The sequence below is a fragment of the Streptomyces albidochromogenes genome, assembly GCF_005981925.1.
GTDB lineage: Bacteria > Actinomycetota > Actinomycetes > Streptomycetales > Streptomycetaceae > Streptomyces > Streptomyces albidochromogenes.
Map to the genome: position 1 here is coordinate 18,909 of NZ_VBVX01000005.1, position 22,710 is coordinate 41,618.

Annotated in this window: 22 protein-coding genes; 15 read left to right on the top strand and 7 right to left on the bottom strand. The window is 73.0% G+C overall.

Annotation, left to right across the window (positions count from 1 at the left end; genetic code table 11):
* The first annotated feature begins 18 nt into the window (after positions 1 to 18).
* The gene (locus E2E34_RS01395) at positions 19 to 1,260 is read left to right on the top strand and encodes a hypothetical protein (protein ID WP_138900057.1); all 1,242 of its coding nucleotides are present in this window, start codon (positions 19 to 21) and stop codon (positions 1,258 to 1,260) included.
* A gap of 21 nt (positions 1,261 to 1,281) precedes the next feature.
* Here E2E34_RS01395 and E2E34_RS01400 read toward each other — a convergent pair whose 3' ends face one another.
* Positions 1,282 to 2,523: a glycosyltransferase 87 family protein gene (locus E2E34_RS01400; RefSeq protein WP_138900058.1), complete on the bottom strand. Its 1,242-nt coding sequence runs from the start codon at positions 2,521 to 2,523 to the stop codon at positions 1,282 to 1,284.
* A 98-nt stretch (positions 2,524 to 2,621) separates the two neighbouring features.
* Here E2E34_RS01400 and E2E34_RS01405 point away from each other — a divergent pair, with 98 nt between their 5' ends.
* A complete protein-coding gene (locus E2E34_RS01405) occupies positions 2,622 to 3,776 on the top strand; it encodes a glycosyltransferase family 4 protein (RefSeq protein WP_138900088.1) in 1,155 nt (384 codons plus the stop codon).
* Positions 3,777 to 3,850: 74 nt separating this feature from the next.
* On the opposite strand, the gene E2E34_RS01410 is transcribed toward E2E34_RS01405, so the two are convergent.
* Positions 3,851 to 5,647 carry an AMP-dependent synthetase/ligase gene (locus tag E2E34_RS01410; RefSeq protein ID WP_138900059.1) on the bottom strand — a complete coding sequence of 599 codons (1,797 nt, stop codon included), beginning with the start codon at positions 5,645 to 5,647 and terminating at the stop codon, positions 3,851 to 3,853.
* A gap of 290 nt (positions 5,648 to 5,937) precedes the next feature.
* Between E2E34_RS01410 and E2E34_RS01415 the strand changes: the two genes are divergently transcribed.
* The 6 genes from E2E34_RS01415 (at position 5,938) to E2E34_RS01440 (ending at position 10,905) form a co-directional block, all read left to right on the top strand.
* Positions 5,938 to 6,687, top strand: a complete 750-nt coding sequence (locus E2E34_RS01415) for a metallophosphoesterase family protein (protein ID WP_138900089.1) — start codon at positions 5,938 to 5,940, stop codon at positions 6,685 to 6,687.
* Positions 6,688 to 6,807: 120 nt separating this feature from the next.
* A complete protein-coding gene (locus E2E34_RS01420) occupies positions 6,808 to 7,257 on the top strand; it encodes an SRPBCC family protein (RefSeq protein ID WP_138900060.1) in 450 nt (149 codons plus the stop codon).
* A 7-nt stretch (positions 7,258 to 7,264) separates the two neighbouring features.
* Positions 7,265 to 8,482: an ArsA family ATPase gene (locus E2E34_RS01425; RefSeq protein ID WP_138900061.1), complete on the top strand. Its 1,218-nt coding sequence runs from the start codon at positions 7,265 to 7,267 to the stop codon at positions 8,480 to 8,482.
* Positions 8,483 to 8,564: 82 nt separating this feature from the next.
* Positions 8,565 to 9,077: a DUF5304 domain-containing protein gene (locus E2E34_RS01430; protein WP_138900062.1), complete on the top strand. Its 513-nt coding sequence runs from the start codon at positions 8,565 to 8,567 to the stop codon at positions 9,075 to 9,077.
* A gap of 56 nt (positions 9,078 to 9,133) precedes the next feature.
* A complete protein-coding gene (locus E2E34_RS01435) occupies positions 9,134 to 10,075 on the top strand; it encodes an ROK family glucokinase (protein WP_138900063.1) in 942 nt (313 codons plus the stop codon).
* Positions 10,076 to 10,152: 77 nt separating this feature from the next.
* Positions 10,153 to 10,905: an endonuclease/exonuclease/phosphatase family protein gene (locus E2E34_RS01440; RefSeq protein ID WP_138900064.1), complete on the top strand. Its 753-nt coding sequence runs from the start codon at positions 10,153 to 10,155 to the stop codon at positions 10,903 to 10,905.
* Positions 10,906 to 10,995: 90 nt separating this feature from the next.
* Here E2E34_RS01440 and E2E34_RS01445 read toward each other — a convergent pair whose 3' ends face one another.
* Both E2E34_RS01445 and E2E34_RS01450 read right to left on the bottom strand, forming a co-directional pair.
* Positions 10,996 to 11,679: a hypothetical protein gene (locus E2E34_RS01445; protein WP_138900065.1), complete on the bottom strand. Its 684-nt coding sequence runs from the start codon at positions 11,677 to 11,679 to the stop codon at positions 10,996 to 10,998.
* A complete protein-coding gene (locus E2E34_RS01450) occupies positions 11,672 to 12,451 on the bottom strand; it encodes an alpha/beta hydrolase (protein WP_138894371.1) in 780 nt (259 codons plus the stop codon). The genes E2E34_RS01445 and E2E34_RS01450 overlap by 8 nt, the downstream gene beginning before the upstream one ends.
* A 174-nt stretch (positions 12,452 to 12,625) precedes the next feature.
* Between E2E34_RS01450 and E2E34_RS01455 the strand changes: the two genes are divergently transcribed.
* The 5 genes from E2E34_RS01455 (at position 12,626) to E2E34_RS01475 (ending at position 17,540) form a co-directional block, all read left to right on the top strand.
* The gene (locus E2E34_RS01455; RefSeq protein WP_208765112.1) at positions 12,626 to 13,378 is read left to right on the top strand and encodes a lysophospholipid acyltransferase family protein; all 753 of its coding nucleotides are present in this window, start codon (positions 12,626 to 12,628) and stop codon (positions 13,376 to 13,378) included.
* A 22-nt stretch (positions 13,379 to 13,400) separates the two neighbouring features.
* Positions 13,401 to 14,642 carry a MacS family sensor histidine kinase gene (macS, locus tag E2E34_RS01460; protein WP_425573324.1) on the top strand — a complete coding sequence of 414 codons (1,242 nt, stop codon included), beginning with the start codon at positions 13,401 to 13,403 and terminating at the stop codon, positions 14,640 to 14,642.
* Positions 14,639 to 15,316 (top strand): response regulator, encoded by a 678-nt coding sequence (locus E2E34_RS01465; RefSeq protein ID WP_138900068.1) that lies wholly within the window; start codon positions 14,639 to 14,641, stop codon positions 15,314 to 15,316. The genes macS and E2E34_RS01465 overlap by 4 nt, the downstream gene beginning before the upstream one ends.
* 99 nt (positions 15,317 to 15,415) lie before the next feature.
* Positions 15,416 to 16,444 carry a 6-phosphofructokinase gene (locus E2E34_RS01470; protein WP_138900069.1) on the top strand — a complete coding sequence of 343 codons (1,029 nt, stop codon included), beginning with the start codon at positions 15,416 to 15,418 and terminating at the stop codon, positions 16,442 to 16,444.
* 76 nt (positions 16,445 to 16,520) lie between these two features.
* Complete coding sequence (locus tag E2E34_RS01475; RefSeq protein ID WP_138900090.1) at positions 16,521 to 17,540, top strand: 2-hydroxyacid dehydrogenase; 1,020 nt, start codon at positions 16,521 to 16,523, stop codon at positions 17,538 to 17,540.
* Here E2E34_RS01475 and E2E34_RS01480 read toward each other — a convergent pair.
* The 3 genes from E2E34_RS01480 to E2E34_RS01490 all read right to left on the bottom strand — a co-directional run bounded on the left by E2E34_RS01480 (position 17,468) and on the right by E2E34_RS01490 (position 20,214).
* Positions 17,468 to 19,390 (bottom strand): anthranilate synthase family protein, encoded by a 1,923-nt coding sequence (locus E2E34_RS01480; protein WP_138900070.1) that lies wholly within the window; start codon positions 19,388 to 19,390, stop codon positions 17,468 to 17,470. The genes E2E34_RS01475 and E2E34_RS01480 overlap by 73 nt on opposite strands.
* 112 nt (positions 19,391 to 19,502) lie before the next feature.
* Positions 19,503 to 19,595 carry a trp operon leader peptide gene (locus E2E34_RS37195; RefSeq protein WP_138894376.1) on the bottom strand — a complete coding sequence of 31 codons (93 nt, stop codon included), beginning with the start codon at positions 19,593 to 19,595 and terminating at the stop codon, positions 19,503 to 19,505.
* Between the two features lie 34 nt (positions 19,596 to 19,629).
* Positions 19,630 to 20,214, bottom strand: a complete 585-nt coding sequence (locus E2E34_RS01490) for a TetR/AcrR family transcriptional regulator (protein ID WP_138900071.1) — start codon at positions 20,212 to 20,214, stop codon at positions 19,630 to 19,632.
* Between the two features lie 51 nt (positions 20,215 to 20,265).
* Between E2E34_RS01490 and E2E34_RS01495 the strand changes: the two genes are divergently transcribed.
* Both E2E34_RS01495 and E2E34_RS01500 read left to right on the top strand, forming a co-directional pair.
* Complete coding sequence (locus E2E34_RS01495) at positions 20,266 to 21,195, top strand: DUF2867 domain-containing protein (RefSeq protein ID WP_138900072.1); 930 nt, start codon at positions 20,266 to 20,268, stop codon at positions 21,193 to 21,195.
* Between the two features lie 18 nt (positions 21,196 to 21,213).
* Positions 21,214 to 22,566 (top strand): class II 3-deoxy-7-phosphoheptulonate synthase, encoded by a 1,353-nt coding sequence (locus E2E34_RS01500; RefSeq protein ID WP_138900073.1) that lies wholly within the window; start codon positions 21,214 to 21,216, stop codon positions 22,564 to 22,566.
* Positions 22,567 to 22,710: the final 144 nt, after the last annotated feature.

Below are 22,710 nucleotides of genomic sequence, written 5' to 3' on the forward strand. Positions count from 1 at the left end.
GCCCGTACGATCGGCCGGGTGGCAGGCCGGCGGAGCGGGACGCGGTGGCGGCGGTGGGCTCGGCCCGTCCTCGTACCGCTCCTCGTGCTGTCCGCCTGCGCCTCGGCGTGCACGACGCCCGGGCGGCCCGCGGACATCGCGGCGCGGGACATCCAGCGGACGCTCGACCGCAGGGCGCAGGCCGTCGTCTCCCGTGACGAGGCGGCGTACCTGGCGGACCTCGACCCGGGCGCGGCCCGGCTGAGGGCGACGGAACGCGCGGAGTTCGCGAACCTCGCGCACGTGCCGCTGCGCTCGTGGGAGTACCGGCTGACCGGCCTCGACCGCACGGACACCGGGCGGGCCACCGCGCGCGTCGAGCTGCGCTACCGGTTCGCCGGCTTCGACGAGGCGCCCGTGAAGGTGGCCGAGCGGCTCGATCTGACGCGCCGGGACGGGCGCTGGTACGTCGCCGCCGAGCGCCCGGAGCGGCACGGCGGGCAGCAGCTGTGGGAGCAGGGCAGGGTCACGGTCGTACGCGGCGCGCGGAGCCTGGTCCTCGGCGCGGGCCAGGACGTGAAGCGTCTGCGCGCCATGGCGGACGCCGCCGACGAGGCGGTGCCGGCGGTCGACCGTGCCTGGCCCGGCCGCTGGTCGCGCCGGCTGGTGATCCTGGTGCCGGCCTCGCTCGACGGCATGGGCGCGCTCCTGGGGGCACCGGCAGCCGGGTACCGGGGGATCGCGGCCGTGACGACGGGGGAGGCCGGTGGGCCCGGCGCGCGGTCGGCGGACCGGGTGATCGTCAACCCCGAGGCGTACGGCGTGCTCGGCGCGTTCGGGCAGCGGATCGTCCTCACCCACGAGTCCACGCACGTCGCCACCCGCGCCCACACCTCGGCCGCCACCCCGCTGTGGCTCTCGGAGGGCTTCGCGGACTGGGCGGCGTACCGGGGCGGGGGACGCACGGCGGGGCAGACGGCCCCGGCCCTCCGGCGGGCGGTACGGGCGGGCGACCTGCCCGCGGCCCTCCCGGCCGACCGGGACTTCGGCTTCGGCGGCGACACGGAGGCGCTGGCGCGGGCGTACGAGGGCGGGTGGCTCGCCTGCGCGCTGATCGCGCGGGAGTGGGGCGAGGCGAAGCTCACGGCCTTCTACCGCGCCGTGGGCGGGCACGGGAAGCGCCGGGGCGCGGTGGAGAAGGCGATGCGGGAGGTGCTGGACACGACCCCGCACGAATTCGAGGAGCGGTGGCGCCGGTACGCGCTGACAGAGCTGTCGTGACGCCCGGCGGCGGGCGCCCGCCTACGACGCCAGTTGCCTCGCCGCCGCGGCCCGCTGCGCCGGCAGCGCGTTGGGGTCGCGGGAGCCGGCGGCGGGCACCGTGTCCTGCCACAGTCGGCGGCAGGCGAGCAGGGTCGCCGCCACCAGCAGCCCGTTGCGCGCGACGAGCAGCAGCACGCCCAGGCCGTCGCTCGTCACCACGTGCGAGAACCACACCGGGAACTCCAGGAACGTGACCCCGGTCGCCGCCAGCACCAGCAGCGCCGGCCGCCCCATCCGGCTGCCCCGGAAGACCAGGCAGGCCGCCGCCAGACCGACCAGCCACACCAGGTACTGCGGACTGATCACCCGGCTCGTCGTGGTGAACAGCAGGACCGCCGCGAACGCCGCGTCGCACGGCGTCGACGCCCGGAAGCCGCCCGCCCGCACCCGCCACACCAGCAGCCACCCGAAGGCGACGGCCGTCAGGCCCATCGCCGCCGTGCTGACCAGCGGCACGTACGGGCCGACGAACTCGACCGAGCCGTAGTTCAGCAGCACCTCGCCCCGCCACCCGAAGTGCCGGGCCGCGTGGAAGACGAGAGCGCCGAGCGACTCGACCTCGGTGCCCCGGTCGCGCTGGAAGGTGAGGAACGCGAGCGCCCCCGGCATCGTGGCGCAGAAGGCCACCACGAGAGCGCCCCCGGCCACGCCCGCCGCCGTCCACGCGGCGCGGGTGGCGCGCCCGCGTGCGGTGCCGGCGAGCAGCAGCACCGGCCACACCTTCAGGAGCGCCCCGAAGGCCGCGAGCGCCCCCAGGACCCGGGGGCGGCGCGCCCCCGCCAGCAGGGCCGCCACCGCGACGGCGGTGACCATCACGTCGTAGCGGGCGTAGGCCGTCGGCCCCAGCAGCGGAACTCCCGCCACCCACACCCACGCCCCCGCGAGCCGCTTGCCGGGGCGCTGTCCGGCGTACAGCAGCAGGCCCGTGACCACGGCGTCGGCGAGGCAGGCCAGGACGAAGAAGGCCGTCGCGTACCCGAGAAAGGGGAGCAGGGCGGGGGAGAGGACCGCGAGTGCGGCGGCGGGCGGGTACTGCCAGGTGATGTCGTCGAGGGGGAAGGTGCCGGTGCGCAGGATCTCGTACCAGCCCTGGTAGATCACCGAGACGTCGCTGGTGACGTCGGGGCCGGGCACGGCGAGCACCTTGAACACGCACAGCAGCAGCACGGCCCGGGTGAGCACCCACACCGCGATGAGGTTTGTACGGCCTGCGACCGTCATGACCACCCTCGTCCGTTTCCTGCATGGCTGAGGGAGACATGATGCAGGGCCCGGCCGCGCGAGCCAAGGAGCTGGGCCGTTGGGTACTGTCGGCGGCGATGGACAAGACCTTGATCGTGACCAATGACTTCCCGCCCCGCCCCGGCGGCATCCAGGCGTTCCTGCACAACATGGCGCTGCGCCTGGACCCCGAGCGGGTCGTCGTCTACGCCTCCACCTGGAAGCGCGGCGGCGAGGGCGCCGAGGCCACCGCCGCCTTCGACGCCGAGCAGCCGTTCACCGTCGTACGCGACCGGACGACGATGCTGCTGCCGACGCCGCGCGTCACCCGCCGGGCCACCGCGCTGCTGCGCGAACACGGCTGCGCGTCCGTGTGGTTCGGGGCGGCCGCTCCCCTCGGGCTGATGGCTCCCGCACTGCGCGCCGCGGGAGCGCGGCGGATCGTCGCCACCACGCACGGCCACGAGGCGGGCTGGGCCCAGCTCCCCGCCTCCCGGCAGCTGCTGCGCAGGATCGGCGAGGGCACGGACACGATCACCTACCTCGGTGAGTACACCCGCTCGCGCATCGCGGCCGCGCTCACCCCCCGGGCCGCCGCGAGGATGGTCCAACTGCCGCCCGGCGTCGACGAGAAGACCTTCCACCCCGGCTCCGGCGGCGACGCCGTGCGCGAGCGGCTCGGGCTCGCGGACCGGCCGGTGGTGGTGTGCGTCTCGCGCCTCGTGCCCCGCAAGGGCCAGGACACGCTGATCCTGGCCATGCCCCGCGTCCTGCGCGCGGTGCCGGACGCGGTGCTGCTGGTCGTCGGCGGCGGACCGTACGCCGGGGAGCTGAGGAAGCTGGCCGCCGACACGGGTGTCGCGGACTCCGTGCGCTTCACCGGACCCGTGCCCTGGGCCGAGCTTCCGGCGCACTTCGGCGCGGGTGACGTCTTCGCGATGCCGTGCCGGACGCGCCGGGGCGGCCTCGACGTCGAGGGGCTCGGCATCGTCTACCTGGAGGCGTCGGCGACCGGACTGCCGGTCGTGGCGGGCGACTCGGGCGGAGCGCCCGACGCCGTACTCGACGGGGAGAGCGGCTGGGTGGTGCGCGGCGCCCCCGCCGCGGTCGCCGCCGACGAGTCGGCCGACCGGATCGTGACGCTGCTCCAGGACCCGGAGCTACGGCGCCGGATGGGGGAGCGGGGCCGGCAGTGGGTCGAGGAGAAGTGGCGCTGGGACCTGCTGGCGGAGAAGCTCAAGACGCTGCTCTGACGCCCCCCCGCGCAGGGGAACGCGCGGCGGCCCCCCGGATGCTTCCGGGGGGCCGCCGGCGCGTACAGGCAGGCTCAGCCTCGGTAGAGGGCCTCGATGTCGTCCGCGAAGTCCTTCGCCACGACGTTGCGCTTGAGCTTCAGCGAGGGCGTGATGTGACCGGCCTCCTCGGTGAACTGCGTCGGCAGCACACGGAACTTGCGCACCGACTCCGCCTTCGACACCGCCGCGTTGCCGTCGTTCACCGCCTGCTGGACGACCGCCAGCAGCTCGGCGTCGTCGCGCAGCGACGCCGCGGTCGAGCCGGCCGGCTTGCCGTTCTCGGCGGCCCAGCGGCCCAGGAACTCCTCGTCGAGGGTGACCAGCGCGCCGACGAACGGACGCCCGTCGCCCACCACCATGCACTCGGCGACCAGCGCGTGCGCGCGGATGCGGTCCTCGATCACGGCGGGGGCGACGTTCTTGCCGCCGGCCGTGACGATGATCTCCTTCTTGCGGCCGGTGATGGCGAGGTAGCCGTCCTCGTCGAGGGTGCCGATGTCACCGGTGTGGAACCAGCCGTCGGTCAGCGCTTCCGCGGTGGCCGCCTCGTTGTTCCAGTACCCCGAGAACAGGTGCTCGCCGTGCAGCAGCACCTCGCCGTCGTCGGCGATCCGCACGACCGAACCGGGCAGCGGCTGGCCGACCGTGCCGATCTTCTGCCGGTCCCACGGGTTGAAGGCGGTCGCGGCGCACGACTCGGTCAGGCCGTAGCCCTCCAGGACCGTGAAGCCGATGCCCCGGAAGAAGTGGCCCAGGCGCTCGCCGAGGGGGGCGCCGCCGGAGATCGCGTACTCGCCGCGGCCGCCGAGCACCGCGCGCAGCTTGCTGTAGACCAGCTTGTCGAACAGCTTGTGCTTGAGCTTCAGGCCGAGGGAGGGGCCCTGCGGCGTGCCGATCGCCCGGCTGTACGCGATCGCGGTGTCCGCGGCCTTGTCGAAGATCTTGCCCTTGCCGTCCGCCTGCGCCTTGGCGCGCGCCGAGTTGTAGACCTTCTCGAAGACGCGCGGCACACCGAGGATCAGCGTCGGCCGGAAGGAGGCCAGCTCGTCGGTGAGGTTCTTGATGTCCGGTACGCAGCCCAGCTTGATCGGCGCCATGACCGACGCCACCTCGACCAGCCGGCCGAAGACGTGCGCGGCCGGCAGGAACAGCAGCACCGAGCACTCGCCCGTACGGAACAGCGGCTTCAGGCGCTCCACCGCGTTGCCGCACTCCGCGAAGAAGCTGCGGTGGCTCAGCACACAGCCCTTGGGGCGGCCGGTGGTGCCGGAGGTGTAGACGATCGTCGCCGGGTCGTCGGCCTTGGCGCTGGTGCTGCGCTCGTCGACCGTCTCGTCGTCGACGCCGGCTCCCGAGGCGCGCAGCTGCTCCACGCCGTCCCGGTCGATCTGCCAGACGTGCTTGAGTGCGGGCAGCCGGTCGCGTACGGACTCGACGGCGGCGGTGTGCCCGTCGCTCTCGACGATCACGGCGACCGCGCCGGAGTCGCCCAGGATCCACTGCACCTGCTCGGCTGAGCTGGTCTCGTACACCGGCACGGTCACCGCGCCCGCGGTCCAGATCGCGAAGTCCATCTGCACCCACTCGTAGCGGGTGCGGGACATGAGGGCGACGCGGTCGCCGGGCTGGACGCCCGCGGCGATCAGGCCCTTCGCGGCGGCGCGGACCTCGGCGAGGAACTCGGTGGCGCTGACATCGGTCCACGCGCCCCCGACCTTGCGGCTCATGACCGCCACGTCGGGATGCTGCGTGGCGTTGCGGCGGATGAGATCGGTCAGGTTGCCGTCCGAGGGGACCTCGTACAGGGCCGGAAGGCTGAACTCGCGCAAGACTGCTGCTCCTCATCGGGCGCCGGCGCCACGTCAATGTGCGCGTCGGTTCCGGTCCAAGACCGGGCAGGTGCTCAGTGGGGTGAGCACGGTTGGACTGCCCGGACGTTACCCATCAGTAGACGGTTCCCGATAGGGGGTTCCGGCCAGATGTTCGCTGCGTCACACGCCGTGGCGGTGCTCCGGGCAGACTAGTCCAACTACGCGGAAACCCGGTAGTAACCGCAGGTCCGGCCCCCTCTACCCAGGCGAGGGGCGGGCGTCCTAGGGTGATCGTCATGCGAGTGCATGTGGTCAGCGACGTACACGGGAACGCCAGGGATCTGGCCAGGGCGGGAGACGGCGCCGACGCGCTCGTGTGCCTCGGTGACCTGGTGCTCTTCCTCGACTACGCCGATCACTCCCGCGGCATCTTCCCCGACCTCTTCGGCCGGGAGAACGCGGACCTGATCGTCGAGCTGCGCACCGCCCGCCGCTTCGAGGAGGCCCGGGAGCTCGCCCGCGGGCTGTGGGCCGACGTCGACCGCTTCGCGGCCATCGAGAAGGCGGTGCGCAAGCAGTACGCCGAGCTCTTCGCCGCGTTCCCCGTGCCGACGTACGCCACGTACGGCAACGTCGACCTGCCGAAACTGTGGCCGGAGTACGCCGGACCCGGCACCACCGTCCTGGACGGCGAGCGCGTCGAGATCGGCGGCCGCGTCTTCGGCTTCGTCGGCGGCGGGCTCAGGACGCCGATGCGCACGCCCTACGAGATCGACGACGAGGAGTACGCCGCCAAGGTCGAGGCGCTCGGCGAGGTGGACGTGCTGTGCTCGCACATCCCGCCCGAGGTCCCCGAGCTGGTGTACGACACCGTCGCCCGCCGGTTCGAGCGCGGCAGCCGGGCACTGCTCGCGGCGATCCGCAGGACCCGCCCCCGCTACGCCCTCTTCGGCCACGTGCACCAGCCGCAGGTCCAGCGCATGCGCGTCGGCGCCACGGAGTGCGTCAACGTCGGTCACTTCGCGGCCTCCGGCCGCCCCTGGGCCATGGAGTGGTGAGCCCGGAGCGGTGAATTGCGGCCGGACCGGTCGCGGTAGCCTTCACGCGGTACGTGCCCCCCGAGCACACCGCGTGAGTACGTGCCCCCTGACCGGAACCGCACTGGAGGAGCCACAGCGATGGCCGAACACACCAGCTCGAGCATCACGATCGAGGCGGCGCCGGCCGACGTGATGGCCGTGATCGCCGACTTCGCCCGCTACCCCGAGTGGACCGGCGAGGTGAAGGAGGCCGAGGTCCTGGCCACCGACGCCAAGGGCCGCGCGGAGCAGGTGCGGCTGCTGCTGGACGCCGGCGCGATCAAGGACGACCACACGCTCGCGTACACCTGGACCGGCGACAACCAGGTCAGCTGGACGCTGGTCAAGTCGCAGATGCTGCGCTCCCTCGACGGCTCGTACAGCCTGGCCCCGGCCGGCGGCGGCGACCGTACCGAGGTCACCTACCGGCTGACCGTCGACGTCAAGATCCCGATGCTCGGCATGATCAAGCGCAAGGCCGAGAAGGTCATCATCGACCGGGCCCTGGCCGGTCTCAAGAAGCGCGTCGAGAGCACCCCGAAGGTCTGATGCCCTGATGCGTACGGTCCTCGTCACCGGCCCCGGCGGCGCGGGCCGCACCACCGTCGCCGCGGCGACCGCCCTGGCCGCGGCGCGCACCGGCCGGCGGGTGCTGGTCCTGTCCACCGACCCGGCGGACTCCCTGGGGGCGGCCCTGGGCACCACCACCGGCGCCGAGCCGGGCGAGGCCGCGCCGGGCCTGTGGGCGGCGAGGACCGACTCCGGCGCCCACTTCCGCGTGGAGCTCCTCGCCCTCCAGGAGAGCGCGGGCTCCGCGCTGGACCTGCTGGGCGCGAACCGTCTCGCCGCCGAGGAACTGACCGAGCTGCCGGGCAGCGAGCAGTTCGCCCTGCTCCGCGCCCTGCGGGCGTGCGGCGAGGCGCGCGGCACGGCCGGGGCGTACGACCTCGTGGTCGTCGACCTGCCGCCGCTGCACGCCGCGCTCGCCGCCCTCGCGCTCCCCGAGCAGCTGCGCCGCTACCTGCGACGGCTGCTTCCGCCCGAGCGCCAGGCGGCCCGCGCGCTGCGGCCCATGCTCGCCCAGCTCGCCGGCGTGCCGATGCCCGCCCAGTGGCTGTACGAGACGGCCGCGCGCCGGGACGGCGAACTGGCCGCCGTCGAGGCGCTGCTCGCGGACCCGGGCACGAGCGTACGGCTGGTCGCCGAGCCGGGACCCGCCGCGGCCGAAGCGCTGCGCACCGCCCGTACCGGACTGGCCCTGTTCGGCCTGGACGTCGAATCGGTGACGGCGAACCGGATCCTGCCCCGGGACTCCCCGGACACCTGGCTCGCGACGCTCGCCGCCCAGCAGCACAAGTGCCTGACCGAGTGGACCGAGGAGTACGGCGCGGGGCGCCCGGCGACGCCGGTCCGCGAGGTCCGCCATCTCGGCGGCGACCCGCGGGGCCCGGCCGACCTCGACGCACTGGGCGCGGACGGCGCGCTGGCGGTCGGGCCGGTCCGCGCGGACCGGGCGGACCCCCGGCACGTGGAGGACAGGATCGCCGAGGACGGCTTCCTCGTCTGGCACCTGCCGCTGCCGGGAGCCGTGAAGGAGGAGCTCGGCCTGGTCCGCCGCGGCGACGAACTCGTGCTCGACGCGGGCCCGTTCCGCCGGATCCTGCCCCTGCCGTCGGCGCTGCGCCGCTGCGACGTCTCGGGCGCCGGCCTGACCGGCGGCGTACTGAAGGTGCGCTTCACGCCGGACCCGGGGCTGTGGCCGAAGACGACGTGAACGGGCCGCCGCCGTTCGGGTAACGTCGGTGGTACGAGGCGTACGCACCGTACGAACCGCCGCCCTGCCGCAGGAGTCCGCCATGAGCGATGCCACCGAGCGTCCGCATAGCTCGGAAAGCACGGGAGGGGCCCCCTTCTCCCCCGGGCCCGCCGAGGCCCCCGAAGCCGACGCGTGGGCGAAGGCGTGCGCGGAGGACCTCGCCGCCGAGAAGGCCCGCCGTCGCGCCGAGAGCGGCGGGGCGCAGCCGGGGTCGGCCGCCGAGGAGCTGCGCAAGCTGGTCGACGCCGTGGCCGACAAGGTCGCCTCGTTGCAGTCGGTGCTGCCCGGCATGGCCGCGCAGGGCGCGGTCGGCCAGCTCATCAACCAGGCCAAGTCCGCCGTGGAGCCGGTCATCGAGCGCAATCCGCAGGTCTTCGACCACCTGGCAGCGGCCGGCAACGAGCTGCTGGCCGCCTACCGCTCGGCCGTCCAGGGCCAGGAGGGCCGCTGGACCCGCGGTCCGGCTCGGCCGGCGGACCGCGCCGAGGGCGCCGACGACGGTGACGAGGGCCCCGAAGGCCCTTCGCCGAGCACGCACATCGACCTGGACTGAGCTGCTCCTCGGGTACGGTTGCCCCTAGCGGGGCTCGACCGAATACTGAGGGACACATGGGACTCACCATCGGCGTCGACATCGGCGGCACGAAGATCGCGGCAGGCGTGGTCGACGAAGAGGGCACCATTCTCGACACGCACAAGGTGCCGACGCCGCCGACCGCCGAAGGCATCGTCGACGCGATCTGTGCGGCCGTCTCCGAGGCCGGCAAGGGCCATCAGATCGAGGCGGTCGGCATCGGCGCCGCCGGGTACGTCGACGACAAGCGCGCCACCGTCCTGTTCGCGCCCAACATCCACTGGCGGCACGAGCCGCTGAAGGACAAGGTCGAGCAGCGCGTCGGACTGCCGGTCGTCGTGGAGAACGACGCGAACGCCGCCGCCTGGGGCGAGTACAGGTTCGGAGCGGGCAAGGGCCACGAGGACGTCATCTGCATCACCCTCGGCACCGGCCTCGGCGGCGGCATCATCATCGGCAACAAGCTGCGCCGCGGACGCTTCGGCGTGGCCGCCGAGTTCGGCCACATCCGGGTCGTCCCGGACGGGCTGCTGTGCGGCTGCGGAAGCCAGGGCTGCTGGGAGCAGTACGCGTCCGGGCGGGCCCTCGTCCGCTACGCGAAGCAGCGCGCCAACGCCACCCCGGAGAACGCCGTGATCCTGCTGGGTCTGGGCGACGGGACCCCCGAGGGCATCCAGGGCAAGCACATCAGCGACGCCGCCCGCCAGGGCTGCCCGGTCGCCGTCGACTCCTTCCGCGAGCTGGCCCGCTGGGCCGGCGCGGGCCTGGCCGACCTGGCCTCGCTGTTCGACCCCTCCGCGTTCATCGTCGGCGGCGGCGTCTCGGACGAGGGCGAGCTGGTCCTCGGGCCGATCCGCAAGTCGTTCCGCCGGTGGCTGGTCGGCGGCCAGTACCGCCCCCACGCCCAGGTGCTCGCCGCCCAGCTCGGCGGCGAGGCCGGCCTGGTCGGCGCGGCCGACCTGGCCCGCCAGGGCTGACGAACCGGCTCACGTGCGCGCGGACGCGCCCGCCGTGCCCCCTTGGGGTGCGGCGGGCCTTTCCGTATCGTGATCGCATGGCGACGAGTACGACGAGCACGCTGCCCGAGTCCCGTACCGAGCCTGACGGTTCGGCGGTGATCCGCGTCCTCGGCTACAACATCCGCTCGATGCGCGACGACCGCGAGGCGCTCGCCCGGGTCATCGGCGCCTGCGAGCCCGACCTCGTCCTCGTGCAGGAGGCGCCCCGCTTCTTCCGCTGGCGCAAGCACGCGGCGTGGCTCGCCGCCCGCAGCGGCCTGGTCACCCTCGGCGGCGGGGCGACCGCTTCGGGCCCGATGCTGCTGTGCTCGCTGCGGGTGACGGTGGAGCGTACGCAGGACGTGCTGCTGCCGCGTACGCCGGGGCTGCACCAGCGGGGGTTCGCGACGGCGGTGGTGCGGATCGGCGGCGCGCGGCTCGGCGTACTGAGCTGTCACCTCAGCCTCCAGCGCGAGGAGCGCCTCGCGCAGGGCGGGATGCTCCTGGAGCGCCTGAAGGAGATGGACGTACCGCACGCGGTGGCCGGCGGCGACCTCAACGAGCGGCCGGACGGCCGGACGTTCCGGCGGCTGGCGGGGGAGCTCCAGGACTGCTGGGCGGTGAAGCCGTGGGGCGGCGAGTACACCTCGACCCCGGACCGCCCGCACCAGCGCATCGACGCCCTCTTCGCCACGCCGGGCGTCGAAGTCCTGGGCTGCGGCGTCCCGTTGGGTCTCCCGGACGCGGACCTGCGCGCGGCCACCGACCACCTGCCGGTACTGGCGGCGCTGCGCGTCCCCGCGTCGTGACCGGCCGGGCCCCGCGCCCCGGGCCCCGGCCCCGTCGGGGCGGGCCCGCCCGGGCGGCGGGGCCGTCGTGGCGAGGCGCGAGGGCGGGGCCTAGACGACCGCGCCGCGGCCCGGGTCGTCGTCCTCGTCGTCGCCGTGCGCCATGCGCCCCACCAGGGTGGCGAAACCGCCCAAGAAGCCGCCGATGCCGAGCGTCGTCAGCCACCACGTCATGTCCCACTGCAGCAGCACCGCGACGAGCAGCAGCACCGGGCCGCCGACGACCGCGAGCCAGGCGAACCGCGCCGTGGTGTCGGCGGGCGGCAGCGGGGGCGGCTCCGGCGGGACGAAGTGGCCCTCGTCGCCGTCGTCGCTCTCGTCCGGGTCCTCCTCGCCCGGCTCGTCCAACGCGTAGTCGCGCGGACCGGCGACACCGGGCGCGAACACGACGGAGCTGCCGAGGGGTCTGTCCCGGTCCGGGTCCGCGTCCGGGTCCGGCTCGTCCTGCCCGGCCGCCTCGGCGTCCTTCTCCGGCGCCTTCCCGGGCCGGCCGCCGCCGGCGGTGTTGCGCTCGTCGTCCGGCAGGTACAGGTCCTCGATCGACTTGAACGGCTTGGCGCCCGGCGGGTCCGGCGGCTCCGCGCCGTACCCCGCGACGATCGCGGCCCACGCCGCGTCCTCGTCGACGGGCTTGCCGGCGGGCGACCCCGCCGCCGCGGCGGCCGCGTCCGCCGCCGCCCGGTCCGGCTCCCGCTCCTCCTCGCGGCCCGCGGGCTCCGCGTCGTGCTCAGCCACCGGTGGTGCTCCCCTTCTTCCCGACACTAGGAGCGAGGCGGCCGATGAACGCACAACTCTCGTCGAAGATCCGCTCCGCGTCATGGTCCAACGTCGCGACGTGGTAGCTCTGTTCCAGCAGAATCTCGGTGACGTCCGTGGACGACACCCGGCTGAGGATGCGGGCCGAGTCGGCCGCCGGCACCACATGGTCCTGCGGGCTGTGCAGCAGCAGCATCGGCTGCGTCACCTGGGGCAGCTCACCGTCGACGAGCCGGAAGAAGTTCCGCACGGAGTGCGCCGCGTGCAGCGGCACCCGGTCGTAGCCGACCTCCTCGGAGCCCGCCTTCGCGATGTCGCTGCGCAGCCCCTTCGTCGTACGGACGAGATGGCGGGCGACCGGCAGCGCGTACGCCGACAGGCCGTGCACCTTGTTCGCCGGGTTGACCAGGACGATCCCGGTGATCGCGTCCCCGTGCTTCGCGGCCAGGCGCAGCGTCAGCGCCCCGCCCATCGAGAGCCCGAAGACGAACACCTGCGCGCACCGCTCCCGCAGGGCGCGCAGCTCGCGGTCGACCTCGGCGTACCAGTCCTGCCAGCCCGTGAGCTGCATGTCCTCCCAGCGGGTGCCGTGCCCGGGCAGCAGCGGCAGGGAGACAGTCAGGCCGCGCTCGACGAGGTGGTCCGCCCAGGGGCGCAGCGACTGCGGGGAACCGGTGAAGCCGTGACAGAGGAGGACGCCGACCTCTCCGCCCTCGTGGCGGAACGGCTCGGCTCCAGGAAGGACCGGCACCGGGGTCTCCTGTTCATGAGTGTGGGTCGTGGAGTGCGCAGAGGGTGTCGCAAGATGTCCTTCACCGTACGCGACCGGACCGACACCGACCAGGTCCGTCGGGCGTCCTTGTCGGCATGGGGCCAGGCCCGGCACGGGTTATGGTCTGTTCGACAGACAAGGGAAGGCACTCGGTTGATCTACGGCGCAATGAAGTTCTCCATCGGAGGGTCACTGAAGGTCGCCTTCAGGCCCTGGGTGGAGGGCCTCGAGAACATTCCCGCCGAGGGTCCCGCGATCCTGGCGAGCAACCACCTGTCCTTCTCGGACTCCTTCTTCCTGCCCGCGGTGCTCGACCGGAAGGTCACCTTCATCGCGAAGGCGGAGTACTTCACCTCGCCCGGGGTGAAGGGCAGGCTCACCGCCGCCTTCTTCAAGGGCGTCGGCCAGCTCCCCGTCGACCGCTCGGGCGCACGCGGCGCCGGCGAGGCGGCGATCAAGGCCGGAATCGACGTCATCAAGGGCGGCGGTCTCTTCGGCATCTACCCGGAGGGCACCCGCTCGCCGGACGGCCGCCTCTACCGGGGCAAGCCGGGCGGCCTCGCGCGCGTGGCGCTCGCCACCGGCGCGCCGGTGATCCCGGTCGCCATGATCGACACCGAGAAGATCCAGCCGCCGGGCAAGGTCGTGCCCAAGCTGATGCGCCCGGGGATCAGGATCGGCAAGCCGCTGGACTTCAGCCGCTACCACGGCATGGACGGCGACCGGTTCATCCTGCGCTCGGTGACCGACGAGGTCATGTACGAGATCATGAAGCTCTCCGGCCAGGAGTACGTCGACATCTACGCGACGGCGGCGAAGCGTCAGATCGCCGACGCGGAGAAGGCCGCCAAGGCGGAGAAGGCCGCACTGGAGAAGGCCGACAAGGCGGAACGGTCCGGCGCGTAACAGCGTCCGTCCAGGGGTGGGGATGATGGCCAGGGCTCAGCGCGAGCGGGTCGTGCGCATGTCGGTCGAGCAGCCGCTGTGGCGCGCGCTGACCGGCTACCGCGTCATGACGATGGTGTACGCGGTGCTCCTCTTCGTGTTCACCCGCGAGAAGTTCGAGCGCCCGGAAGTGGCCGTCGCCTTCCTCGCGGTGATGTCGGTGTGGACCCTCGCCACGCTCCCCAAGGTGGCGAACGCGGCGAGCTGCACCAAGCGGTTCCTCGTCGCCGACCTCGCCGTCGCCCTCACCGGCATCCTGCTCACCCCGCTCGCCGACTTCCAGGCGCAGCAGATCGACGGCCCCACCCTGCCCTCGATATGGACCGCCGGTTCCGTCCTCGCGTTCGCCATCAAGGGCGGCTGGCGCTGGGCGGCCTTCGCCTCGTCGTTCGTGGCCGCCGCCAACATCGTCGAGCGCGGCGAGCCGAGCCGCGACACCATCCACAACGTGCTGCTGGTGTGGGTCGCCTCCATCGCGATCGGTTACGTCGTCGAGGTCGCCCGCGCCTCCGAGCGCACCCTCGCCCGCGCCCTGGAGATCGAGGCCGCCACCCGCGAGCGCGAGCGCCTGGCCCGTGACATCCACGACAGCGTGCTCCAGGTGCTGGCCATGGTGCAGCGGCGCGGCACCGCGCTCGGCGGCGAGGCGGCGGAGCTGGGCCGGATGGCGGGGGAGCAGGAGGTCGCCCTGCGCACCCTGGTCTCCAGCGGCCTGGTGCCCGCGACGCGCGCCTCGGAGGACGCGGCGCTGGGGGCGGTCGTCCGTACGGTCGAGGTGGACGACGAGGGCGACGGCGACGACGGCGGGCCGGGCGCGCGCGTGTGCGACCTGCGCTCCCTGCTCGCCCCGCACGCCGGGTCGAAGGTCAGCTTCGCCGAGCCCGGCGCCCCGGTCCTGCTGGCACCGGCGGCGGCGAGGGAGCTCGCGGCGGCTGTCAGTGCGGCACTGGACAATGTGCGCAGGCACGCGGGCGAGGGCGCCCAGACCTGGATCCTGGTCGAGGACTGGCCGGAGGAAGTGATCGTGACGGTACGGGACGACGGGCCCGGCATCCCGGAGGGCAGGCTCGCCCAGGCCGAGGGGGAGGGGCGCCTCGGCGTCGCCCTGTCGATCCGCGGGCGGCTGCGGGACATCGGCGGCACCGCCGAGCTGATCTCGGTTCCGGGTCAGGGCACGGAAGTAGAACTGAAGGTTCCACGGGGGAAGGCAGGACAGGCGCGATGAGCGACGCACAGCAGACGATCAGAGTGATGGTCGTCGACGACCACCCGATGTGGCGGGACGCGGTGGCCCGCGACCTCGCCGCGGCGGGCTTCGACGTGGTGGCCACGGCGGGCGACGGGCCGCAGGCGGTCCGCCGCGCCCTGGCGGTGAGCCCCCAGGTGCTCGTCCTCGACCTGAACCTCCCCGGCCTGCCCGGCGTCCAGGTCTGCAAGGAGCTCGTCGGCGCCGACCCCGCTCTGCGGGTCCTCGTGCTGTCCGCTAGCGGCGAGCACGCCGACGTACTGGAAGCGGTGAAGTCCGGTGCGACGGGCTATCTGCTGAAGTCCGCGGGGCCCGAGGAGCTGATCGACGCGGTACGGCGCACGGCCGCCGGCGACCCGGTCTTCACCCCGGGACTGGCCGGCCTGGTCCTCGGCGAGTACCGCCGGCTGGCCTCCGGCCCGGCGCCCGCCGCCTCCTCGAACGAGCCGAAGGCGCCGCAGCTCACCGACCGCGAGACCGAGGTGCTGCGGCTGGTCGCGAAGGGGCTGTCGTACAAGCAGATCGCCGAGCGCCTGGTGATCTCCCACCGGACCGTGCAGAACCACGTGCAGAACACCCTCGGCAAGCTCCAGCTGCACAACCGCGTGGAGCTCGTCCGCTACGCGATCGAACGCGGCCTCGACGACGCCTAGTCCGCCCTCCGCGCACCCGACGCCCCATGTCGCTGTGACCTGGGTCACCACTAGCGTGGCGCCCCACGGCACTGCTGTCTGTGGCGAAGGGACAACAACATGCGGGTCGGAGTACTGACCGGGGGAGGCGACTGCCCCGGGCTCAACGCGGTCATCCGCGCGGTCGTCCGCAAGGGCGTCCAGGAGTACGGCTACGACTTCACAGGCTTCCGGGACGGGTGGCGAGGGCCGCTGGAGGGCGACACCGTACGCCTCGGCATCCCGTCGGTGCGCGGCATCCTGCCGCGTGGCGGCACCATCCTCGGCTCCTCGCGCACCAACCCGCTCCAGGCGGAGGACGGGATCCGCCGGGTCAAGGAGAACCTGGCGAAGCACGAGGTCGACGCGCTCGTCGTGATAGGCGGCGAGGACACCCTGGGTGTGGCCGCCCGGCTGTCCGACGAGTACGGCGTCAAATGCGTCGGCGTACCCAAGACCATCGACAACGACCTGTCCGCCACCGACTACACCTTCGGTTTCAACACCGCCGTCGGCATCGCGACCGAGGCGATCGACCGCCTCCACACCACCGCCGAGTCGCACATGCGCGTCCTCGTCGTCGAGGTCATGGGCCGGCACGCGGGCTGGATCGCCCTGCACTCGGGCCTGGCGGGCGGCGCGAACGTCATCCTCATCCCCGAGCAGCGCTTCGACGTCGAGCGGGTCTGCGGCTGGATCACCTCCCGCTTCAAGGCGTCGTACGCACCCATCGTCGTCGTCGCCGAGGGGGCGATGCCCCAGGACGGCGAGATGGTCCTCAAGGACGGGACCCTCGACTCGTTCGGGCACGTACGGCTCTCCGGGGTCGGCGAATGGCTGGCCAAGGAGATCGAGAAGCGGACCGGGAAGGAGGCCCGCACCACCGTCCTCGGGCATGTCCAGCGCGGCGGTACGCCCAGTGCCTTCGACCGGTGGCTGGCAACGAGGTTCGGCCTGCACGCCATCGAGGCCGTGCACGACGGCGACTTCGGCACGATGGTCGCCCTGCGGGGGACGGACATCGTGCGGGTGCCGATGGCGGAGGCGACCGCGCGGCTGAAGACGGTCGACCCGGCCCTCTACGCCGAGGTCGGGGTCTTCTTCGGCTGAGCGGGGCGGGGGCACGGGCCGTATATTCGCGCTGTACGGCTCATGTCCCCGCATTCCCCACCGCATGGGAGAAGTCGTGGAAATCCTGGCGTTCGGCGTGCAGTCCGACGAGAAGCCGCTCCTGGAGAGCGCCTTCGCCGGTCACCACGACATCCGCTGCCTCGACGTCTTCCTCACCGAGGACACCGCTCCCATCGCCGCGGGACACGAGATCATCAGCACCAGCGTCAACGCCGACCTCGGCGCGCGCGTCCTGCGCGCCCTGGCGGCCGGCGGGACGCGGATGATCGCCCAGCGCTCCACCGGCTTCAACAACATCGACCTCGACGTCGCCGGGCAGCTGGGCCTGACCGTCGCCCGGGTCTCGTACTACTCGCCGTACTCCGTCGCCGAGTTCGCCTGGACCCTCGCGATGGCCGTCAACCGCCGCGTCGTGCGCGCGGCGGGCCGCACCCGCGACTTCGACTTCCGGCTCGACGGCCTCCTCGGGCGCGACATGCGGGGGCGTACGGCCGGTGTCCTCGGCACCGGCAAGATCGGCGAGGCGTTCACCCGCATCGCCCACGGCTTCGGCATGAACCTGCTCGGCTGGGACGTCGTGCCCAATCACGCCTGCGTCGAACTCGGCATGAAGTACGTCGACAAGGACCAGCTCCTCGCCGACTCCGACCTGGTCAGCCTGCACGTGCCGCTGATGCCCGCCACCCACCACCTCATCGGCGCCGACGAACTGCGGGCCATGCGGGACGACGCGATCCTGGTGAACTCCAGCCGCGGCGGTCTCGTCGACACCGCGGCTCTCGTCCGTGAACTGCGGCAGGGCCGCTTCACCGGCGTGGGGCTGGACGTGTACGAGGCGGAGGCCGGGCTGTTCTTCCTCGACAAGTCCCTGGAGGTGGTCGACGACGACACCCTGGCCCGCCTCATGACCTTCCCGAACGTGCTGGTCACCTCGCACCAGGCGTACTACACCGTCGACGCCGTCCGTCAGATCGTCGAAGCGACGGTGGGCAACGTCCTCGACTACACGGCGGGCCGCCGCGGCGCGAACGTGCTGGTCCCCGCCGGGGCCGAAGCACAGTCCAGTGCCAGCTGACCCAGCAGTCCGGTGACGATCGCCGTGCCGCGCAGCGTCAGGACCGACTCCGGGTGGAACTGCACGCCCGCGAAGCCCGGCCCGCGCAGGGCGTGCACCTCGCCGGTGCCCGGGTCGCGGCTGACCTCGACGCCGTGCGCGGCCAGCTCGGCCGCCTCCTCGTCGCCGCAGCGGGCGACGAAGCTGTTGTAGAACCCGACGGTCTCCGGGCGTCCGAAGAGGTCGATACGGGTCTGGGCCCCCTGGTACGGCACCCGCTTGCGCACGGTGTCCAGCCCGAGTTCGGCCGCCAGCAGCTCATGGCCGAGGCAGACGCCGAGCAGCCCGTACCGGTGCTCGCGCACCAGGTCGGCGGCGAGCGCGCGCAGGAACCGCATCTTGGCGTCGCCCGCGTCGCGCGGGTCGCCGGGCCCGGGGCCGAGCACCACGGGGCCCTCGTGCGCGAGCGCGGCCGCCCGCAGGCCCGGTTCGTCGTACCGCCGCACGCTCACGTCGAGCCCCGACGAGCGCAGCAGGTGCGCGAGCATCGCGGTGAACGTGTCCTCCGCGTCGATCACCAGCGCGTGCCCGGTCAGCGCCGCCGACCGCTCCCGCATCCGCAGCCAGAACGGCGCCAGGTGCGCCCGCCGGGAGTCCAGCGCCTCCCGTACGCGCGGGTCGTCCGCCAGCTTCGGCCGTACGGCCTCGCCGGCCGGCCTGCCGGGCCGCACGCCCAGCGCCGCGAGCACCCCCGCCGCCTTGGCGTGCGTCTCGGCGACCTCGCTGTTCGGGTCCGAGTCGCGCACGAGCGTCGCGCCGACCGGCACCCGCAGCCGGCCGTCGGACGCGATGTCGGCGCTGCGGATGAGGATGGGCGAGTCCAGGGTCTGCGCGCCGCCGGTGTCGCGGCCGATGAGGGCCAGCGCGCCCGCGTAGTAGCCCCGGCCGCCGGGCTCGTACCGCTCGATGACGCGGCAGGCGTTCTGCACCGGCGAGCCGGTGACGGTCGCCGCGAACATCGTCTCCTTCAGCACCTCGCGCACGTCGAGCGAGGAGCGGCCGCGCAACTCGTACTCGGTGTGCGCCAGGTGGGACATCTCCTTGAGCCGCGGCCCGACCACGACGCCGCCCATGTCGCCCACCGTGCACATCATCTTGAGCTCCTCGTCGACGACCATCGACAGCTCGGCGCGCTCCTTGCCGTCGTCGAGGAAGTCCAGGAGGCCCTCGGCGCTCGGCCCGTCCGCGGGGTAGCGGTACGTGCCGCTGATGGGGTTCATCACGACCGTCCCGCCGCTCATCCGCACATGCACCTCGGGGCTCGCGCCGACCAGCGTGCGCTCCCCGGTGTGCACGACGAAGGTCCAGTACGCGCCCCGCTCCGCCGTGAGCAGCCGCCGGAAGAGCGCCAGCGCGTCGGCGCGGGAGAAGCCCGGGATGCGGCCCTCGAAGGTGCGGCGGATGACGAAGTTGGCGCCCTCGCCGCGCCCGATCTCGTCGTCGACGACCCGCCGCACGATCCCGGCGTACTCCTCGTCCGCGAGGTCGAAGGCGCCGTCCTCGACGCGCACGTCGTGCGCCGGAAGCCGCGCGAGCGTCTCGTCGAGCGGCAGCGCGTACGCCTCCCGCGCGACCAGGACGCTCAGAGGCGTCCCGTCGTCGCGCACGTCGAACCCGCGCTCCCTGATCTGGCGGAAGGGGACCATGGCGAGCACCGGCAGGCCGTCGCCGCCGGCCGGGATGTCGGCGAGGCGCGCCGCCTCGTGCACGTCGCCGACCAGCAGCTCGACGGTGTCGTGGTCGTGGCCGGGCGTGCGCCTGCGCAGCAGCGCGAAGGGGCGGGTGTCGTCGAGGAGGGTGCTGATGAGCATGACTGGTGTTCCTTCCGGGGGTCCGGTCGATCCGGGTGGAGAGGAACAGCCCCTGGGAAACACCAAAGGCCGCCCCTCGGGCGGCCTTCGCGTCGTGGTCTGCGCGCGATTGTCAGTGGGCCGCCGGATGAGCGGTCCACCACCAGGTCTGAGTCGTCTGCGCGAACATGCTCCGCACCCTAGCGGACGCGGACGCCGGCGTCATGCGTGTCCCGCCACCCGGTCGCCGGCGGGCCGGATCAAGGACGCGTCAGCGCGTCGAGGGCCGCTTCGAGGTACCGCCGCAGCTCGTCCCCCTCGGGCAGCACCGAGGGGGCGGCGTGCCCGAGCTGGCTGTGCCCCAGGTACACGCTGTACGCGAGCAGGCCCCGGCGGCGCGCCTCCTGCTCCGGGAAGCCGAGATCGGCGAAGAGCCGGGTCACGTAGTCGACCCGGCGCTCGGTCACGCGCCGCAGCGCGGCGGCGACCTGCGGGTGCGAGGCGGTGGCCAGCAGGGAGACCTCCAGCGGGTCGTCGATCGCCGACACGGTGGCCTCGATGAAGAGGCGGCGGATACGGGCGGCCGGTCCGGGCTCGCTGTCGATCTCGGTGATGGCCGCCTCGGTGGCGGTGTCGGCCCAGCGGGCGAGCGCGGCCTCGATCAGCGCCTCCCGGTTGGCGAAGTGCCAGTAGAAGCTGCCCTTGGTGGTGCCGAGGCGCGTGGCGAGCGGCTCCACCGCGACGGCGGCGAGGCCGCCTTCGGCGATGGCGGCGAGTGCCGCGTCCGCCCAGTCCAGCGCGCTGAGCCGGGCCTTCTTCTGCTGCTTGTCCCGCTGTTGTGCCATGACCGTACGGTACCGTATGGTTGACCATACGCCAGCGTATGGAGGTTCGTCATGAGCGAGATCCGCGATGTCCACGAGCGCGTCGTCCAGGCCCCCGCAGAGGTGGTCGGGTCGCTGCTCGACCGCCTCTCCGCGACGGACGACCCGATCTTCCCCACGCCGGCCTGGGAGCCCATGTCCTTCGACGGCCCGCTCGCCGTGGGGGCCTCCGGTGGTCACGGGCCGGTCCGCTACAGCGTCGCGGCGTACGAACCGGGCCGCCGTGTCCGCTTCGCCTTCGCGCCGCCCGACAACGGGTTCCACGAGATGACGGTGGAGCCGCTCGGGCCCGGACGCTGCGTCGTACGGCACGTCCTGGAGCAGGACCCGCGGGGCGCCCGGCTCCTGCTGTGGCGGGCGGTCGTCAAAGCGGTCCACGGCACGGTGGTCGAGGAGGTCTTCGACAACATCGAGCGGGTCGCGGCCGGCGCGGTGGAGAGCCCCGTGCGCTGGTCGCCGTGGGTGCGGCTGCTGCACCGGCTGAACTGGGGCAGAGCGGCCGCCGTGGACATCCCCGAGAGGGCCGCGCTGATCCGTACCGCCCTCGACCGCCCGGCCTACCGGGACGCCTACCGGATGGAACTCCTGCCCGGGATGCCGCGCGATCCGGACGGCTGGACGGGCATCCTGCGGGACGCCTTCCCGGTCGTGGCGCGCGAGGGCGGCGAACTGCTGATGAACGTCGACACGGCGGGCGTCACGGCGCGGGCGTCCATCCTGATCGACGACCGGTATGTGACGCTCAGCACGGTGGCCAGGGCCGACACCACGCGCGGGCGCCTCTACTGGGGCGTCGTACGCAGGGTGCATCCCTTCATGGCCCGCCTCATGCTGCGCCGCACCCACCGCGGTCTGGCCCTCGCCGCGCCGAGCGCGGGGGAGCGGGCCCTGGCGAAGACGGGCGTCTCATCTGGTGGGCCAGAGAATGGACTGGCGGGCTGACCCCGTAATGTTGTCAGGGTGACCGTGAACGCTAAGACCACCCCTGAGGGTGGCAACACCTGGCGAGACCTTCCCGCGGCGCAGCAGCCCGAGTACCCCGATGCCGAGGCTCTGCGCGATGTGATCGCGGACCTCGAGTCGTATCCGCCGCTCGTCTTCGCGGGCGAGTGCGATCAGCTGCGCGCCCGACTGGGAGCCGTCGCCAAGGGCGAGGCGTTCCTGTTGCAGGGCGGCGACTGCGCCGAGGCCTTCGACGCCGTATCCGCCGACCACATCCGAAACAAGCTCAAGACCCTTCTCCAGATGGGCGCGGTACTGACGTACGCCGCCTCCGTGCCCGTCGTCAAGGTGGGCCGGATCGCCGGCCAGTACTCCAAGCCCCGCTCCAAGTCGACCGAGACCCGCGACGGCGTCACCCTGCCGACCTACCGCGGCGACTCCGTCAACGGCTTCGAGTTCACCGAGAAGGCCCGGATCCCGGACCCCGAGCGGCTGAAGCGGATGTACCACGCGTCCGCCTCGACGCTGAACCTCGTGCGCGCCTTCACCACCGGCGGTTACGCGGACCTGCGCCAGGTACACGCCTGGAACCAGGACTTCGTGAAGTCGTCGCCCTCCGGGCAGCGTTACGAGCAGCTCGCCCGTGAGATCGACAACGCGCTGAACTTCATGAAGGCGGCCGGGACCGACCCCGCGGAGTTCCGCACGGTCGAGTTCTACGCCTCGCACGAAGCGCTGCTCATGGATTACGAGAGCGCCCTGACCCGGGTCGACTCGCGTACGGGCCACCTGTACGACGTATCGGGCCACATGCTGTGGATCGGTGAGCGCACCCGCCAGCTCGACGGCGCGCACATCGAGTTCGCGTCGAAGATCCGCAACCCGATCGGCGTGAAGCTCGGCCCGACGACCACGGTCGACGAGGCGCTGAGCTACGTCGACAAGCTCGACCCGGACCGCGAGCCCGGCCGGCTGACCTTCGTCGTCCGCATGGGCGCCGACAAGGTCCGCGACAAGCTCCCCGAGCTGGTCGAGAAGGTCACCGCCTCCGGCGCGGCCGTGGCGTGGGTGACCGACCCGATGCACGGCAACACCTACGAGGCGGCCTCCGGCCACAAGACGCGCCGCTTCGACGACGTGCTCGACGAGGTCAAGGGCTTCTTCGAGGTGCACAAGGACCTGGGCACGCACCCGGGCGGCATCCACGTCGAGCTGACCGGCGACGACGTCACGGAGTGCGTGGGCGGCGGCGACGAGATCTTCGTCGACGACCTGCACCAGCGCTACGAGACGGCCTGCGACCCGCGGCTCAACCGCAGCCAGTCGCTGGACCTGGCGTTCCTGGTCGCCGAGATGTACCGCGACCAGTAGGCGTCGGAGCCGAGCGGCGGCAGTACGGATGTGGGGCGCGGATCGAATGTGATCCGCGCCCCACAGTCGTATCGGGCCCAGGGCTTTTGCGTGCGGGGGACGGCGGGTAAGGTTAGGTTGACCTTACCGATTAGTCGTCCCCCT